This is a genomic window from Sphingobium sp. TomTYG72, from assembly GCF_055394715.1.
Window position 1 is genome coordinate 2,314,300 of sequence record NZ_AP027336.1, and the last position, 16,545, is coordinate 2,330,844.

A 16,545-nucleotide genomic window follows, 5' to 3' on the forward strand; every position below is an offset into this window, starting at 1 on the left:
ACTGCCCCTCCCCAAGTGGATAGCCGCTCTATCGCCATAGCCAGGGGCGTTACGGCTCCTTAACATGGGTGGGGTAGAGGCATTGGCAATGACTGCCCTGCTGATCACCGTCGATACAGAATTATCCTCACTGTTCCATGAGCGGGGCATGAGCCTGAACGACAATATCCGCTTGTCCATCAAGGCGGAGTCGCAGGGGCGGGCCTATGGCATCGGCTGGCAGATGGCCGAACTGGAAAGGCATGGCCTCAAAGGCGTGTTCTTCGTCGATCCGATGCCCGCGCTGGTTTATGGAACCGAGTTTTTGAAGCCCATCGTCAACTCGATTGTGGATCGGGGGCATGAGGTGCAACTGCACGTTCACAGTGAATGGCTCCGCTGGGCGCGCCACTCCCCTGTCGAAGGGAGGGTAGGTCGCAATATCGGTGACTTTTCGATGGCAGATCAGGTCACGTTGCTATGCTTGGGCAGGCAATGGCTGGAGCAAGCCGGAGCGCCTTGCGTCACCGCCTTTCGGGCGGGCAATTTCGGGGCCAATGACGATACGCTGCGCGCCCTCGCTCAGGCTGGCATGCTATGGGACAGCAGCGTGAATCCCGCCTATCATCGCTATGGCTGCCGCATCAGTGGCGCTCGCGACCAGATCGCTCCCACGCGCAGCTTCGGCGTCAATGAACTTCCCGTTTCGGGCATCACCGACCGGCCCGGCGGCTTTCGCCCCGCGCAAATCTGCGCGATGTCGGCGACAGAGATGCGTACAGGGATGCGTCACGCATTGCGCGAGCAACATGCGGCTTTCGTCGTCGTCACCCACAGCTTCGAAATGCTGACCCGCGACCGCCAACGTCCCAATCACGCGGTGATGCGCCGTTTCACCGCTCTCTGCGCCGAGGCCGCCAAACTGACCGGCCTACACGTTTCCGGTTTCCGTGGTCTGTCGCTCAGCCTGGCAACAGAAACGAACTCTTCGCACAATCTTGCTCCGTCCGATCGTCTTCGTACCACGAGCCGGATGGTGCAGCAGTTGTGGGCCAGCTGGCGCTACGAACGCCGCTTTATACCGGCCTGAATCCTGCTCGGATTAATGGATTATATGGCCGACAGTTATGGCGGAGACGGAGGGATTCGAACCCTCGGTGCCGAATTCTCAGCACGACGGTTTAGCAAACCGTTGGTTTCAGCCACTCACCCACGTCTCCAAACATGGCCTGAACACCCGCTTGGGGCGGGACAGCGGCTAGGCGAGAAGCGCTATAACGGCGGCTTTCACGCAAGGCAACGGGTGTATGCCATGAAATTCTTACAAACTTGCCCGCAGGATTCGTTCCAGCCCGGAATCGACTCGGGTTGCCGTTCGTTCATTGTCGTTTCAGCTTGCTTTCCGATAATCTGATAGTTGGTCGAAGAGCGGAAAATTCGGGGAGTAGCAGGCATGATCGGGATTTTAAGGCGTGCGGCGGCTCGCAATGTGCGGCGGGGTGCGATGGCGTTCGCGGTCGCGGGTATGGCGTTCAGTCCAATTGTTGCGTCGGCGCAGGTGCGCACGGTCGATCCCAACACCGCGATCGACGCGGACCTCGCGCCCGTTCCGCCCGCGAACAGCTCCCCGACTGACCCCGGCATCGACCACAGCGTTCCGCCCCCCAGCAATACGGCGCCGGATTATGCCCCTCCTGCGGCGAACAGCACAGCCACGGGCGCGCCGGTGACGTCCAACTCGCCCCCTGCCGCCTTGAGCCCGAGCGAATCCTATCAGGAAGATGACCTGATCGGGGCGGCCGAGGGCGTCTTTGGCAAGGGGGCCGAGGGGCTTGCCGGCATGATCGAGAAGATTCTGAAGGATCAGGGCCGTCCCAACGCCTATATTGCCGGCCGCGAAGCATCTGGCGCATTTGTCGTTGGCCTGCGCTATGGGTCCGGCACGCTCAACCACAAGGTGGAAGGCAAGCGGGAGGTCTATTGGACCGGGCCGTCGATCGGCTTCGACGTGGGCGGCAATGCGGCCAACACCTTCGTCCTGGTCTATAATCTTTACGACACGCAGGACCTTTACCACCGCTTCCCCGCTGCCGAAGGCACGGCCTATCTCGTTGGTGGTTTCACGGCCAGCTATCTGCGTTGGGGCAGCGTTGTGTTGATCCCCATCCGCTTGGGCGTCGGTTATCGGCTGGGCGTCAACGCTGGCTACATGAAGTTCACGGAAAAGCGGAACTGGCTGCCCTTCTGATCCGGTTCAAAGGACAAAGCTGAGCTGCTGGCCTCCCTCGACCGGCTCTTCGGCGTCGAGATTATGCACGCCAAGACCCAGCAGCCGAGCCCCCATGGGTAGCGGCAGCTGGGCAAGCAGCAGGGCACGCGCTGTTTCCGCAAGGAGGTCAGGCGACCGAACTGGGGCGCTCATGCTTTTCGACCGTGTGATGATCCGGAAATCGGCGAATTTGATCTTCAGGACGATGGTGCGGCCATAGGCCCCGCTCTTCTCGATCCTGCCCCATAGGCTTTGCGAGATTCGGTCTATTTCGACGACCAGCGCGTCTTGCGTTATCAGGTCGTCGAAAAATGTATCCTCGACACTGACGGATTTTCTTTCCTGCCGTTCATGGACCGGCCGGTCGTCCTCTCCCCGCGCGGCACGATAATAGAAGGACGCAGCGCTGCCGAAATGCTGCTGCAGGAAAGGCAGGTCCCGCGCGCGAAGGTCGGCGCCGGTCTCAATCCCCAACGCATGCATTCGGCGTGCCGTCACCGGCCCCACGCCATGGATGCGCCGAACAGGCATCTCCGCCATGAAGCCTGCTCCTTCGCCGGGGCGCACGACGCAAATGCCGTCCGGCTTGTTCTGATCTGAAGCGAGTTTGGCTATCAGCTTGTTGTAGGATACGCCCGCCGAAGCGGTGAGGCCCGTTTCTTCGTGGATCATGCGCCGGATTTCTTGGGCGATGACCGTTGCGGAGGCCAAGTCCGGCTTGTTCACCGTGACATCGAGATAAGCCTCATCAAGCGACAGCGGCTGAATGATGTCGGTGAAGCGGGCGAAAATCTCCCGCACATGAGCCGAAACGGCGCGATATACTTCGAAACGGGGCTTCACGAACAGAAGGTCCGGACAGAGCCGCCGCGCCCGCGCGCCGGGCATGGCCGATTTCACGCCAAATGTGCGAGCCTCATAGCTGGCGGTGGCAACGACCCCTCGCGGCCCGCCGCCGCCCACGGCGATCGGCTTGCCCCGCAACGCCGGGTCATCCCGCTGTTCAACCGACGCATAGAAGGCATCCATGTCGATATGGATGATCTTGCGCGGCCCGGAATCCATGGCAGGGGTTTATGCCACAGCAGGAACGAAAGCGAAACGCGGAAGGCGTCGTCAGGTCAGGACTTCTTGTCCTTCAGGGACTGGAGGACAGCGAAAGGACTGGCCTGTTCTTCCGACAGGACGCCCGCTTCCCGCAGATAGGAGTCCGCGTCGGCAGAACGGGGATAGGGCGTCATGGCCAAGGCCATGGTTTCGGCGACCGCTTCCCCCATGTCGATCGTCTGCCCATCAAAGCCGATGACGTCGCAATCCTCCGAATCGATCTCCAGCTCTTCGTCATCGCCTTCATCGCCGCGCTCCGCGACGAAGCGCAGCAGGAATTCGGTGTCGATCGTCTCGGGCACGGCGACGCCGGTAGCGACGCAGGGCTGGGCCAGTTCCGCCCGGACGCGCCCGCGTGCCTCGATGCCGCTATCCTTTTCGCTCAGCGCATAATCGGCTTCAAGGTGGCTGAGCGAAAGCAGATTGAATCGCTTCGCCAGTGCCTCTCGCTCGTGGGCGTCGGCGGTGATGGTAACCCCTTGCGCATGTCGCGCGATCTGATCGGCGCGCACTGGGCGAGAGAATTCGGGTGCCGGGGTGTTCATCCAAGATCTCCGGTCAGCAAAGCGTCCAGCGGCAACGCGGAAAGCCGAACCCAGCGCGATCGCAAGCCAGCCTCCACATGGGTGATCGCATCATCGCTCGGCGTCGCGCCACGATACAGGTTGCGCTCCAGCGCTTCCCGCAGTTCCGCCTCGCCCAGCAATGCCGCCTTATAGGCGGACAGCCTGCCACCCAGCGCGCTTACCATCCGGCCGATATGCTTGCCCACCACGACGTCGCCCACGCCTTCCTGACGCAGCTGGCCATCCATGTCATCGACGAACAATTCCGTCAGCCAGACGCTTTCCTGCGCCGCGCCGAGTGCTTCCATCCGCATCAGCACCTCGGCGAGGATGGCGACGATCATGTCGAACCGGCCGTCCATCGTGTCTGGGACCTGGCCTTCCATATACCAATGCGGCTGACGCCCTTCATGGACGATGGCTTGATAGAGCGGCTGCATCGCGTCCTTGGGATCGGTTCGCGCGAACAGGCGCTGAAAGAGGTTTGGCATGTCGAAGCAGTTTCCTGGCTGAGCTGAGCGGAGGCCCCCTTGCCGGGGGTCGCGCATTTCCATATTGATCGGCGGGCCGCGCGATGCAATGGCGGCTTTGGTTTTCGCGTTTTCCCGGGGCCTGTCCCGGCAGGAGAAGTTCATGCGTCAGTTCAGCCGACATCTGTTGCTCGCCGTCGGCCTTGGCGCGCTTGTCCTCGGTACGTCCGCCTGCACCCGCATCCGGACGCACCAGGGTTATCAGGTGGACAAGCTGCTGGTCGATTCGATCCAGCCGGGCATCGACAACCGCGCCTCCGTGGAAGGAACGCTGGGCCGACCCAGCTTCACCGCGCAATTCGGTGATCAGGATTGGTATTATGTGTCGCGCGACATGCGGGCACTTGCCTTCTCCAATCCCAAGCCCGTGGCTCAGACCGTGTTGCATGTCCGTTTCGACCCGGCGGGCAATGTGACTGCCGTGGATCGCATGGGGCTTGAGCAGGTCGCCAAGATATCGCCTGCGGGCGACAAGACGCCGACCCTTGGCCGCCATCGCAGCCTGTTCGATGAGATTTTCGGAAATATCGGCGCAGTGGGTGCCGGTGGCATGGGCGGCGGCGGTGGCGGCAGCAATACCGGCGGCGGTCCTAACGGTTCCTAAGGACAGGCTAGCAAGGCTGTTCGGGGTTAACGCCCCCTTTTAGCGAAGCCTTACCTGACGGCTGGGGCAAGAAAGCCCCGCCTCCGCGAGTCTCGAGCAGGCTTGCGTGCCAGTATCGGTGACATCGGAAAATTCCGGCGATCCAAGTCATTGGACTCGTTTGAAAACATGATTAATTTTTCGCGTTAACAAATAGAGACTCGCAACGGCGACGGCTCAGGCATATGCTTGATCAGTGTCGTCGGCCGTAAGACTAAAGTAGTATATCTCGCGCTGCACGTACGGCATACTACATAAGGTTAAAGTCAGAATATAACGCATTAACAGTTCGTTAGCGAATTCTGGCACTAACCCCAAATTTCCGCGAGCAGTTCAGGACTCTGGCCGCGCAAATATGCTAGTCATAACTCGTTGAAACGAAAAGAAAGGGTCGCACTGCAGGCATTTGGAAACTGGTCTTTCACGCTTCGTTTGGGGCCTGCTAACGAAGGTGGAAGGGATCATGAGGGGAATACCCAATGGCTTACCCAGTCAATGTGCGTCTGTTGTGCGGTAATGCAATTGTTAGAGAAGGGCTGAGCCGGATTCTCACTGAACGAGATTTCCGGGTTAACCAATATCCCAATATTGCCGCAGCGCTCCAGAAGGCAGAGGTGCCGGAAGAAGATACCGGGCCGTCGCTGCTTCTGGTTGATAATGGAACCGAAGAACTTGATGCGGACAGCGTTGCCGTCCTTCAACGGCGATTCCCCTGTTCTTATCTGGTGGTTCTATCCGACCGGTTCGATTTCCAGACGATGCTGAAGGCCTTCCGGCTTGGTGCGATGGGCTATATCATCAAGGAAATCAGCTGCGACCGCCTGGTGGCGACGCTGCACCTTGTGGCAATGGGCGAACGGGTGCTCCCACCGCAACTCGCCGATGAATTGCAGTCGCGGCCGACACTCACGGACGCGCTGGAGGTTGAACGGCCTGTCGATGCCGCCAGCCTGTCGGATCGCGAACTGGAAATCCTGCGCTGGCTGATCATGGGATGCCCCAACAAGGTGATCTCCAAGAGAATGGATATCAGCGAGGCGACGGTGAAGGTCCATGTGAAGGCGGTGCTGCGCAAGCTGCGCGTGAAGAATCGCACGCAGGCTGCGATCTGGGCAGCCAATCATGGAATGCGTGGACGGGTGCCGGAGGTAGAGCCGGTAGTGCCAGTGGAGGTGACGATCCCCCATCCCGCACAGTTGCCGCCGCTTGAATTGGCTGCCATGCCGCTCAGCCGTGCCTGAACTGGACCGTGGCCCCAAAAGGGCTGCGGTCAACCCCCTCATAAATTCTGACTGAAGCTCCTGCGCGCAAACGCAGGAGCCTTCAGAAGCCCGAGGCAGGGCGGGGCTTCGGCCTGTTGAACAATAGCAAAAGCTGCTATGCTGACCCCGTCCAAGACTCAAGGCGGGAGAGGTCCCATGGCCACGCGCTGGACCATCAAGGGCAAGGAATTTGTCCACTGCAATTGCGCCTATGGTTGTCCCTGCCAGTTCAATGCGCTGCCGACGCATGGACATTGTCAGGCCGTTGCCGCGATCGACATCGAACAGGGTCATCATGACGACACCGACCTGTCGGGCTTACGCATCGGCTTGATCGTCGCCTGGCCGGGACCGATCCATGAAGGCCGGGGCGAAGCCGTTCCGATCGTCGATGAACGGGCGGACGCCGCCCAGAGGGAAGCGTTGCTGCGCATCATGAGCGGGCTGGACACGGTGCCCGGCGCCACCTTCTTCCAGGTTTTTGCCACGACCTACACCAAGGTGCACGATCCCGTATTCGCGCCCATCGACCTGCGGGTGGACATTGACGGCCGATCCGCCCGGCTGAATGTTCCAGGCTGGATCGACGCGCGCGGCGAGCCGATCGTCAACCCGGTGACGGGAGAAGCCCATCGGGCGCGCATCAACCTGCCCCAGGGCTTTGAATATGATATGTGCGAGGTCGGTCGCGGTTGGGCGCAAACCCAGGGGCCGGTCGATGTGCAGCTCAGCGATTCCCATACGCAGTTCGCCGAGCTTCACCTGACCGAGAGTGGCGTTGTCCATTAGGCCGGTGCCTCCATCAGACGGCGGCCCTTCCGTTGTCCATCAACTATTGTCGCGAAACAGCCTGATCGTCGGAGCGGCGCTGCTGCTGCTGGCGATGATGGCCTGGATGTGGCTGCTCTCCACGCCGGACGCCACGATGGCGGACATGGCGGGGGCAGGGATGGCGGACATGCCGATGGGCGGAATGCCCATGGCCATCCAGCCCTTGTCGCCCAGCTATTTTCTCGCCGCCTTCGCCATGTGGTCGATCATGATGGTCGCCATGATGCTTCCTTCCGCCGCGCCCATGATATTGCTGCATGCGCGGATCGATCGAGCGACCAGTCACCATGCGCGTTTGCTGCACAGCCTTATGGTCATGGGCTCTTATCTGCTCATTTGGATAAGTTTTTCAGCGATCGCGGCTGGCGCACAGGCCCTGCTGCTGCACGGTGGCTATTTGTCAGCCGCGACCTTGTCTCTGGGTGGCCGCATGGGTGCTGCTGGCCTGCTGTTGGTGGCGGCTCTCTATGAATTGACGCCCGCCAAGCATCGTTGTCTGGAAAACTGCCAGTCGCCGCTCATCTTCATTCATCGCTACTGGCGTCCGGGTGTAAGCGGCGCGTTCCGGATCGGCGTGCGGCATGGACTTTATTGTCTGGGCTGCTGCTGGGCGCTGATGCTGCTGCTGTTTGTGGGCGGCGTCATGAATCTCGCCTGGATAGCATTTTTCACATGCTTGGTCGCAGCCCAGAAGATGGCGCCGCCACGCTGGCAGTTGGATCGGTGGACCGCTGCATTCCTGTTTTTCGCGGCACTGTTTGTCGCGCTTCGCTGACGACGGGTGAGCCGCGCGGCAACGGGGCCGGACCGGAGCAACCGCTGCGTCGCGCAGCAGTTGCTCCGATGCGGGACTGTCAGCCGATGGTTTCTTCGAAAATAGCCATCGTGCGTTCGAAACGGGCGAACAGATCATCAAGCTCTTCGGCGGTGATGATAAGCGGCGGGCAGAAGACGATCGTATCGCCGAGCGCCCGCACGATCAGGCCCTGCGTCAGCCCGATTTCGACCAAGCGCGCCCCGGCCTTTACTGCGGGGTCGAAGCTGGTCCGGTTTTCAGGATCGGCATAAAGCTCGATCGCGGCGACCAGGCCGACTCCACGCACTTCGCCGACATATTTGCGGCCTTCATAGCTGCGCAGCGCCTTCCAGAATTGCGGCATCAACGACTGCACATGGCCGACGACATTATCTTCTTCGTAGATTTTGAGCGTTTCCAGCGCGATGGCGCAGCTCACCGGATGGCCCGAATAGGTGAAGCCGTGGCCGAAGGTGCCGATGGTGCCGCTGTTCCGGGCGATCGGCGCATAGACCTTCTCATTCACCATCACCGCCGAAATCGGTGCATAGCCGGATGACAGCCCCTTCGCCGTGGTGAGGATATCGGGCTTCATGCCGAAAGTGGTCGAACCGAACATCTCACCCGTCCGGCCATAGCCGCACACTACTTCGTCCGCGACGAGCAGCACGTCATATTTCGCCAGTACCTTCTGGACCTTTTCGAAATAGGTAGCCGGTGGCGTAAGCACCCCGCCCGCACCCATGACCGGTTCGGCGAAGAAGGCGGCGACCGTTTCCGGCCCTTCTTCCAGGATAAGCTTTTCAAGATTGTCGGCGAGGCGGGTCGCGAAATCCTCTTCGCTTTCGCCAGGTTCGGCGTAGCGGAAGTAATGCGGGCAATCGGTATGCAGAATATTATGGATGGGCAGGTCGAAATCGCGATGATTGGTGACAAGGCCGCTCAGGCTGGCCGACGCCACGGTAACGCCGTGATAGGCGTTGCGTCGGGCGATGATCTTCTTCTTCTCCGGCTTGCCGATGGCGTTATGATAATACCAGATCAGTTTCACAGCAGAGTCGTTTGCTTCAGATCCGCTGTTGGCAAAGAACACCTTCGACATCGGCACGGGCGCGATCGACAGCAGCTTGTTGGCCAGCGCGATCACGGCTGGATTGGAACGGCCGGTGAAGGTGTGATAATAGGGTAATCCACGCAGGGCTTCGCTGCCCGCCTTGGCCAGACGCTCGTTGCTGAAGCCCAGAGAGGCGCACCATAGCGCTGATACAGCTTCAAGATAGCGGTTCCCCCGATCGTCTTCCACGAAGACGCCATCGCCCTTGGTTATAACGAGGGGACCGACCTCAGGATGGGTCGCCAAATTCGTGAAGGAGTGGAGGTGAGCAGCAATATCAGCTGCAGCATTTTCTCTGGGATCGTACATTATCTTCGTGCTTCCGATCTTTTAGAAACTGACATTTCGGCCGTCCCCGAGATGGATATGCGCCCGACGACCATTACGCGCAGAATGTGGGGATCGACTTACCCTCATCCATGCAGGGAAGTAGCGTGCCCGCCGGATGCATAAGAATTTTGTGGACACTTATCAACACATGATCATGGGACGGGGCGGTTTGTCTGCGATTTCCGTCGATTGAAGGCAGCGAACAAGTCCAGATAGAGCGATTTTCCAGCTTTTCCCCGACCGGGATGCTGAATTGGATCAATCCATCCATATATGCGATTCTCAGGCCCAATGATGGAGGGTGGTTGGAGCTGCCATGACCCGACGCGTGCCCTTCCAAGACTTTGCGCCGCCCATACGCCCTCAGACACCGCTTCGGCGAGCGATCACCGCCGCCTACCGGCGGGAAGAACCCGCGTGCATCGCGCCGCTGCTGGAAGCCGCGACTCTTGAGTCATCGGATCGCGAAGCGATCAGAAAAGTCGCCCGCCTGCTCGTGACCACGCTCCGCGCCAACCACAGGGGTAACGGCGTGGAAGGGCTGATCCAGGAATATTCGCTTTCCAGTGAAGAGGGCGTGGCGCTGATGTGCCTCGCCGAAGCATTACTGCGTATCCCCGATCAGACGACACGCGACGCATTGATCCGCGACAAGCTTTCTAATGGCGATTGGGGATCGCATCTGGGCGGTGGCAAATCACTGTTCGTCAACGCCGCGACATGGGGCCTGATCGTGACCGGCAAGCTGGTCGGCAGCGTCGATGATGATGGGCTGGGCGCCGCGCTGACCCGGCTGGTGGCGCGCGCGGGGGAGCCGGTGATCCGTCGCGGCGTCGATCTCGCCATGCGGATGATGGGCGAACAGTTCGTCACGGGCGAGACGATCGAGCAGGCATTGAAGCGCGCCCGGAGTATGGAAGCGAAGGGCTTCCGCTACAGCTACGACATGCTGGGTGAGGCGGCGACGACCGGGGCCGATGCCGACCGTTATCATGCCGATTATGAGCGTGCCATTCACGCGATCGGAAAGGCGGCGCGCGGACGTGGCGTGTATGAAGGCCCCAGCATCTCGATCAAGCTTTCGGCGCTACATCCCCGCTATGCCCGCTCTCAGGCGGGTCGGGTGATGGGGGAATTGCTGCCCCGCGTGCGGCAATTGGCCCTGCTCGCCAAAAGCTATGATATCGGCCTCAACATAGATGCCGAGGAGATGGACCGGCTCGAACTCTCTCTCGACCTTCTCGAAAGTCTGGCGACAGACGCCGAATTGGCAGGATGGGATGGCCTGGGGTTCGTCATTCAAGCCTATGGCAAGCGCTGCCCCTTCGTCATCGACTGGATCATCGATCTTGCCCGGCGTTCAGGACGCCGCATGATGGTCCGTCTGGTGAAGGGCGCCTATTGGGACGCGGAGATCAAGCGCGCTCAGGTGGACGGCCTTGCCGACTTCCCGGTCTACACGCGCAAGGTGCACACCGATGTCGCCTATATCGCCTGCGCAAAAAAGCTGCTTGCGGCGCCCGATGCGATCTTTCCGCAATTTGCGACCCATAATGCGCAGACCCTCGCGACCATCTACCACATTGCCGGGCCTGATTTCAGCGTCGGCCAATATGAGTTTCAGTGCCTGCATGGCATGGGAGAGCCGCTTTACGAACAGGTCGTGGGGAAGGAAAATCTCGATCGCCCGTGCCGCATATATGCGCCGGTTGGCACGCATGAGACGCTGCTCGCCTATCTGGTCCGCCGCTTGCTTGAGAATGGCGCCAACTCTTCCTTCGTCCATCGTATCGCGGACCCGGCGGTTTCGGTCGAGAATCTGATCGCTGACCCGGCCGAGGTGGTCCGTGCCATGCCCAATTCCGGCGCGAAGCATGACCAGATTGCCCTGCCTGCCGATCTGTATCCCGATCGCCGCAATTCAACCGGCTTCGACCTTAGCGATGAAGCCACACTCGACGCCCTGTCGCAGGCCCTTCGCGATAGCGCCGCGATCGAATGGAGAGCGGCCCCGACCTTCGGTTCGGGCGAAAAGCGCGCTATACTCAATCCGGCCGATCATCGGGACATGGTTGGCACGGTGGTGGAACTGGCGGCCGGGGACGCCTCTGCCCTCGTGTCTCGTGCCGCGACATCCGATTGGGGCGGCAGGTCCGTGGAGGAGCGCGCAGCTATTCTGGAACGCGCTGCCGACGCGATGCAGGCGCGTATGCCGATCCTGCTTGGCCTATTGATCCGCGAAGCCGGAAAATCTCTTCCCAACGCGATCGGGGAGGTTCGCGAGGCGGTCGATTTCCTCCGCTATTATGCGGCGCAGGCACGGGCCAATCTCGGCGCCGGGCAGGAGCCTCTGGGGCCGATCCTGTGCATCAGTCCGTGGAATTTTCCCCTCGCAATCTTCACTGGTCAGGTCGCTGCCGCTTTGGTTGCAGGTAATCCGGTGCTGGCAAAACCTGCGGTCCAGACGCCACTGATCGCGGCAGAGGCCGTGCGCTTGCTGCACGAGGCGGGCGTTCCCCCGCATGCTCTTCAGCTGGCGCCGGGCGATGGCGCCTTGGGCAGCGCTCTGGTAGCGGCGCCGGAAACCGCAGGCGTCATGTTCACAGGATCGACCGCCGTTGCGCGACTGATCCAGGGCCAGCTTGCCAAGAGGCTTTCACCCGCAGGCCACCCTATTCCGTTTATCGCCGAAACGGGCGGACAGAACGCGATGATCGTGGACTCGTCTGCTCTCGCCGAACAGGTGGTGGCGGACGTGCTGGTCTCCGCATTCGACAGTGCTGGCCAGCGCTGCTCCGCGCTGCGCATACTCTGCCTACAGGAAGAGGTGGCGGATCGCATTCTCCTGATGCTCAAGGGCGCGTTACGGGAAATGCGCGTTGGCAGCACCGATGCGCTGAGGACGGACATCGGCCCGGTGATCACGCAGGCAGCAAAGATGGCGATCGATCAGCACATCGCCAGAATGCGCGAGCGCGGAAAACGGGTTGATCAACTCACCCTGCCTGCCGAGGCGGCACACGGCACCTTCGTTGAGCCGACGATTATCGAGATCGACGATATAGCCGAACTGGAGCGGGAGGTTTTCGGCCCGGTCCTGCATGTCGTGCGTTTCCGGCGGGAGCGGTTGGGCGCGCTGATCGATTCGATCAACACCACTGGCTATGGGTTGACCTTCGGCCTTCACACCCGGCTCGATGAAACCATCTCCTATGTCACATCGCGGGTGAGGGCGGGTAACCTTTACGTGAACCGCAACATGATCGGCGCGGTTGTCGGCGTCCAACCGTTCGGGGGCTGTGGGCTCTCTGGAACGGGACCCAAGGCTGGTGGGCCGCTTTATCTTAATCGGCTGGTGACGCGCCCATCCGCTTTCGGATGGAAGTCGCGGCATCCGGCTTCACCCATCCATGATTTCGCGAACTGGCTGGAAGCAAAGGGAGAAATGGGTAGCGCGGCGAAAGCCCACGACTATGCCGCCGCCTCTGCCTTGGGAGTGGAACGCGCGCTCGGCGGACCAGTAGGGGAACGCAACCTTTACAGCCTGCATCCCCGTGGTCAGGTGCTGATGAAGCCGCAGAGCCGGGATGGCTTGTTCGATCAGATGGCCGTCATCCTTGCGACCGGGAACCGGGGCGTGGTTGCGGAGGCGCTTCCCGACGATCTGCCCTCCAATGTCGCTGCTGCATTCGCTGGCCTGCCTGACGGGCCTTATGCAGTTGCGCTGGTGGAAGGAGACGAGGCAGCCGTTGCCCGAGCCGTGGCGGAAGTCGCGGCTATGCCGGGGCCGATCATATCCGTTCACGCAGCCGAGCAGGACCAGCCCCTTGCCTATCATTGCGACTGGTTGCTTGAAGAAGTGTCGATCTCCATCAACACGACCGCTGCTGGAGGTAATGCCAGCCTGATGATGATCGGATAAGCGCTTACGCCGACGCTTCCATAGCCGATCCCTTCACGGATTGCGCTACAGCAGCTTCAACCGGATGTTGCGGAATTCCACCTTCATCGGCGGACCTACGTGCGCCTGCATCCCGATCTCGCCCTTGCGCCGACGATCCGCCGACTCATCGATCGCCGCCGCCATCAATTGGCCGTTCAACAGATGATAGATGGCCGGACCCTTGGCGATGATATGGGCTTCGTTCCATTCAGCTTTGATCGCTGCTTTCAGAGGACCGGGCTCACCAATGGCACCGATTATTTGCGACGGCGGTGACGTTGTTCGCGCAAACTGGCCACGGCGGGCGATAAAGCCGCGCCCCCGCTCCTCGTAGACCATGGCCGTGAAGAGATTCCGGCCATCTATATCAAACTGTAATCCTGACATGGCGAAACGGTTGGTGGGCGTGATCTCGTCTTTGACAACGGTGCTGCGGTAGTTGACCCCGCTATTGCCTTCAGGGTTGATCCGATATTCCGCCTTCAATTCGAAATCCTCAGGCTTTCCGCCTTCCCAGATCAGGAAAGTGTTGCTCCGAAGCAGGGTGTCCGGCGTCACTTCGCCAACTATGCAGTTATCTTCCACGCGCCAGTATCGCGGATCACCGCGCCAGCCCGCCAAGGTGTGGCCGTCAAACAAGGATTTGAACCCTGGCCCGTCGCCGTCAACCGGCCGGGGCATCAGGGGCATGGCTTTTGGCGCAAGTGCCTCTGACCGTTGCGCCGCCACGGCCCAGCGAGGGAACAGCGTCAATGTGGTCGCCGCGGCGATGAATGTCCGACGTCCGGTCCTTTGATCCATGCTGCTCTCTAGTGTCGACACGCTGGTTCGACGATTAACAGCATGGTCGCGAAAAGTCCTGTACCGCCCGCACCGCCGGAAGGATCATCCAGAGCGATATATTGCTCGAGACTGCAATTGGATTTCGCGGGACAGCGCCCGGCAATTTTCTGTCGAAAGCGCTGTAAAATCAGTCGCTCGCTTGGCGCCTTTAGCGTCCAAAAATGGTGCCCAGAAGAAGTCTTTCTTGAGTAAATCCTTACAACGAAGGCATTGAAATCAATATATTTTCTTTTACAATCGTTGATGCAAACTTACTTGTTTTGACCCCCTATTGTGCCAAGTGTGCCACGATACTTAGGATGGTCGCATTAGTGATTGTCAGAAGGAGGATATAAGACATGGCGACCATCCAGAAGCGCAAAAAGACTTGGCGCGTCCAAGTCCGTCGCAAGGGTAAGACCGTCTCTGCGAGCTTCGACACGAAGGCGGAAGCCCAAGCGTGGGCCATCACCACCGAAAGCAAAATCATCGACGGGGTCGAACCAGAAGCGATCATCAATGATCCGAGCCTTTCCGAAGGCGCGACGGTGGCCGAGGCCTTCGATCGCTACGCCGACGAAATCTCGCCGGGCAAAGGCGGTGCCCGATGGGAGCAGATCCGGCTAAAGATGTTGAAGCGGCGCTATCCTGTCTTCAAGCGGCCGATCCGGTCGATTACCGGCCCCGACATTGCGGATTGGCGAGACAAGAGGCTGACGCAGGTATCCGCGTCGACGGTTAATCGGGAACTGGGGCTGGTTTCGGCCGTATTCACGCAAGCCATGCGCGAATGGCGGCTGGGCTTGACCGTCAATCCATGCACGCTGGTTACGCGGCCCCGCAATCCACGCCCCCGGACGCAGCGCATTTCCATCAGTGAGCGTAAGCGGATTATCGAACAACTCGGATGGGATGGGGTGAGCGAGCCGGAAACCGCAGCCCAATGGGCGGGATTCGCTTTCTACCTCGCTTTGGAGACTGCCATGCGAAAGGGCGAGATTCTTTCGCTCCGCTGGAGTGACGTCAACTTTGATGAGCGTCAGGCGCATTTGAGCAAGACCAAGAACGGAAATGAGCGCGACGTGCCGCTGTCGAAGGCGGCAATGACGCTCTTACAGATCGTGAAGGAGCCTGCGCGCTCCTCCCCCGTCGTGCCTATTCAATCGGGCAATCTGGACAAGCTATTCCGCGACGCAAAGACCAACGCAGGCCTGTCACATATACACTTTCACGACAGCCGAAGGGAGGCCGCAACGACGATGGCACCGAAGCTCTCGAACGTGTTGGAATTGGCCGCGATCACTGGGCATCGGTCCCTCTCCATGCTGCAAATCTACTACAAGCCGAAGGCGGCTGATCTAGCCGCCCGCTTGGACGCATAGGTGACGACAGGCGAACGGGCCGGTAGTGAGTGGACCGCACGGCCCGTCATCGCATCCGGTCGAGCCGGAAAAAACGCAGTGGCGTCACGCCCGTCGTTACGCGGAACATATGGCCGAAATGGCTTTGGCTCGCGAAGCCAACTTCGAGCGCAATCTGAGCTATGGGCAGCTTGGTCGTCAGCAGGAGAATCTTGGCACGTTCCATCCTCCGCATGAGGACGAAACGGTGCGGTGGTGTGCCGGTGGACTGGCGAAACGCCTCACCGAAATGATGAAGGCTCCGGTTGGCTACGCCCGCGAGGGCGGAAATGGTCAGATCGTCTCCCAAATGTGCTTCGATATAGTCGATTACGCGCTGGAGCCGCCGCACACCAAGGCCGCCACGCGCCGGTTTCGGATTAAATACGGTATCGCTGTAGCGGCGCAAGAGATGCACGGCGAGAAGCACCCCCATATGCTCCGCCACCAGCCTGCCGCCAGCGCCTTCGGCGGCCAGTTCCTCCCGCCATGCGCGGGCTGCCGCCATGAGCCGTTCATCACGGATTCCGACCAGTGTTTGCAGGTTGCTGCTATCGCGGCCGAATGTCTCCTGGCCCACGCGGTTGATCAAGGTGTGATCAAGGGCCATGCCAAGGATGTTCGGTCGCATATTCCATCGCTGGAAAAAGGGAGTGTCGCCCGGATTTATATGGATATCCCCGAACTCGATCCTCCGGACTTGCAACCGGTCGCTTCCCGGTAAGCGCCATTCCATATTGAATGGCTCGCCCAGGTGGACCACGGCGGAAAGCTGAGCGGCGCCAATCTCCCCACCTTCATTCGGTTCGAGCACACCCCGCACGACATGAACTCCGCTATGGCTCAACCGGGCATCGACCGAGAGGCGGTCTGTGCTGACAGGGTGCGAGAAATCCACCAATTCCATTGCGTCGTCTTTGTCAGTCACATTTCTGGCTAACGCCTTCCTCGAA

At 60.4% G+C, this 16,545-nt stretch carries 14 protein-coding genes and 1 tRNA gene; 8 read left to right on the forward strand and 7 right to left on the reverse strand.

Annotation, left to right across the window (positions count from 1 at the left end):
* The first annotated feature begins 88 nt into the window (after positions 1 to 88).
* Positions 89 to 1,069 (forward strand): polysaccharide deacetylase family protein, encoded by a 981-nt coding sequence (locus tag ACZ5U1_RS11510; RefSeq protein ID WP_464778520.1) that lies wholly within the window; start codon positions 89 to 91, stop codon positions 1,067 to 1,069.
* Positions 1,070 to 1,107: 38 nt separating this feature from the next.
* On the opposite strand, the gene ACZ5U1_RS11515 is transcribed toward ACZ5U1_RS11510, so the two are convergent.
* Positions 1,108 to 1,199: transfer RNA gene (locus tag ACZ5U1_RS11515), tRNA-Ser, on the reverse strand.
* Between the two features lie 233 nt (positions 1,200 to 1,432).
* Between ACZ5U1_RS11515 and ACZ5U1_RS11520 the strand changes: the two genes are divergently transcribed.
* Entirely contained in the window at positions 1,433 to 2,227 is a 795-nt protein-coding gene (locus ACZ5U1_RS11520) for a DUF1134 domain-containing protein (RefSeq protein WP_464778521.1), read from the forward strand.
* 6 nt (positions 2,228 to 2,233) lie between these two features.
* On the opposite strand, the gene dinB is transcribed toward ACZ5U1_RS11520, so the two are convergent.
* Genes dinB through ACZ5U1_RS11535 form a run of 3 tightly spaced genes read right to left on the reverse strand, consistent with a single transcriptional unit; the run spans position 2,234 to position 4,412 of the window.
* Positions 2,234 to 3,313, reverse strand: a complete 1,080-nt coding sequence (dinB, locus tag ACZ5U1_RS11525) for a DNA polymerase IV (RefSeq protein ID WP_464778522.1) — start codon at positions 3,311 to 3,313, stop codon at positions 2,234 to 2,236.
* Positions 3,314 to 3,369: 56 nt separating this feature from the next.
* On the reverse strand, positions 3,370 to 3,900 hold the full coding sequence (locus ACZ5U1_RS11530; RefSeq protein ID WP_464778523.1) for a YceD family protein: 531 nt from the start codon (positions 3,898 to 3,900) through the stop codon (positions 3,370 to 3,372).
* Positions 3,897 to 4,412, reverse strand: coding sequence for a ubiquinol-cytochrome C chaperone family protein (locus ACZ5U1_RS11535; protein ID WP_464778524.1), 516 nt, complete (start codon positions 4,410 to 4,412; stop codon positions 3,897 to 3,899). Before ACZ5U1_RS11535 ends, ACZ5U1_RS11530 begins: the two co-directional genes overlap by 4 nt.
* A gap of 88 nt (positions 4,413 to 4,500) precedes the next feature.
* On the opposite strand from ACZ5U1_RS11535, the gene ACZ5U1_RS11540 reads away from it, so the two are divergent.
* From ACZ5U1_RS11540 to ACZ5U1_RS11555, 4 genes are all read left to right on the forward strand, one after another.
* Positions 4,501 to 5,055, forward strand: a complete 555-nt coding sequence (locus ACZ5U1_RS11540; protein ID WP_196224953.1) for an outer membrane protein assembly factor BamE — start codon at positions 4,501 to 4,503, stop codon at positions 5,053 to 5,055.
* A gap of 518 nt (positions 5,056 to 5,573) precedes the next feature.
* A complete protein-coding gene (locus ACZ5U1_RS11545; RefSeq protein WP_196224954.1) occupies positions 5,574 to 6,335 on the forward strand; it encodes a LuxR C-terminal-related transcriptional regulator in 762 nt (253 codons plus the stop codon).
* Positions 6,336 to 6,512: 177 nt separating this feature from the next.
* Positions 6,513 to 7,145, forward strand: coding sequence for a DUF1326 domain-containing protein (locus tag ACZ5U1_RS11550; protein WP_464778525.1), 633 nt, complete (start codon positions 6,513 to 6,515; stop codon positions 7,143 to 7,145).
* A complete protein-coding gene (locus ACZ5U1_RS11555; protein WP_464778526.1) occupies positions 7,135 to 7,962 on the forward strand; it encodes a DUF2182 domain-containing protein in 828 nt (275 codons plus the stop codon). The genes ACZ5U1_RS11550 and ACZ5U1_RS11555 overlap by 11 nt, the downstream gene beginning before the upstream one ends.
* Positions 7,963 to 8,041: 79 nt before the next feature.
* On the opposite strand, the gene ACZ5U1_RS11560 is transcribed toward ACZ5U1_RS11555, so the two are convergent.
* Complete coding sequence (locus ACZ5U1_RS11560) at positions 8,042 to 9,406, reverse strand: aspartate aminotransferase family protein (protein WP_464778527.1); 1,365 nt, start codon at positions 9,404 to 9,406, stop codon at positions 8,042 to 8,044.
* A 337-nt stretch (positions 9,407 to 9,743) separates the two neighbouring features.
* Here ACZ5U1_RS11560 and putA point away from each other — a divergent pair, with 337 nt between their 5' ends.
* On the forward strand, positions 9,744 to 13,349 hold the full coding sequence (putA, locus tag ACZ5U1_RS11565) for a trifunctional transcriptional regulator/proline dehydrogenase/L-glutamate gamma-semialdehyde dehydrogenase (protein WP_464778528.1): 3,606 nt from the start codon (positions 9,744 to 9,746) through the stop codon (positions 13,347 to 13,349).
* Between the two features lie 45 nt (positions 13,350 to 13,394).
* Here the strand turns inward: putA and ACZ5U1_RS11570 are convergent, their stop codons facing one another.
* Positions 13,395 to 14,171, reverse strand: coding sequence for a 3-keto-disaccharide hydrolase (locus ACZ5U1_RS11570; protein ID WP_464778529.1), 777 nt, complete (start codon positions 14,169 to 14,171; stop codon positions 13,395 to 13,397).
* A gap of 380 nt (positions 14,172 to 14,551) precedes the next feature.
* On the opposite strand from ACZ5U1_RS11570, the gene ACZ5U1_RS11575 reads away from it, so the two are divergent.
* Entirely contained in the window at positions 14,552 to 15,574 is a 1,023-nt protein-coding gene (locus ACZ5U1_RS11575) for a tyrosine-type recombinase/integrase (protein ID WP_464778530.1), read from the forward strand.
* Positions 15,575 to 15,620: 46 nt separating this feature from the next.
* Here ACZ5U1_RS11575 and ACZ5U1_RS11580 read toward each other — a convergent pair whose 3' ends face one another.
* A complete protein-coding gene (locus ACZ5U1_RS11580) occupies positions 15,621 to 16,520 on the reverse strand; it encodes a helix-turn-helix domain-containing protein (RefSeq protein ID WP_464778531.1) in 900 nt (299 codons plus the stop codon).
* Positions 16,521 to 16,545 lie beyond the last annotated feature (25 nt).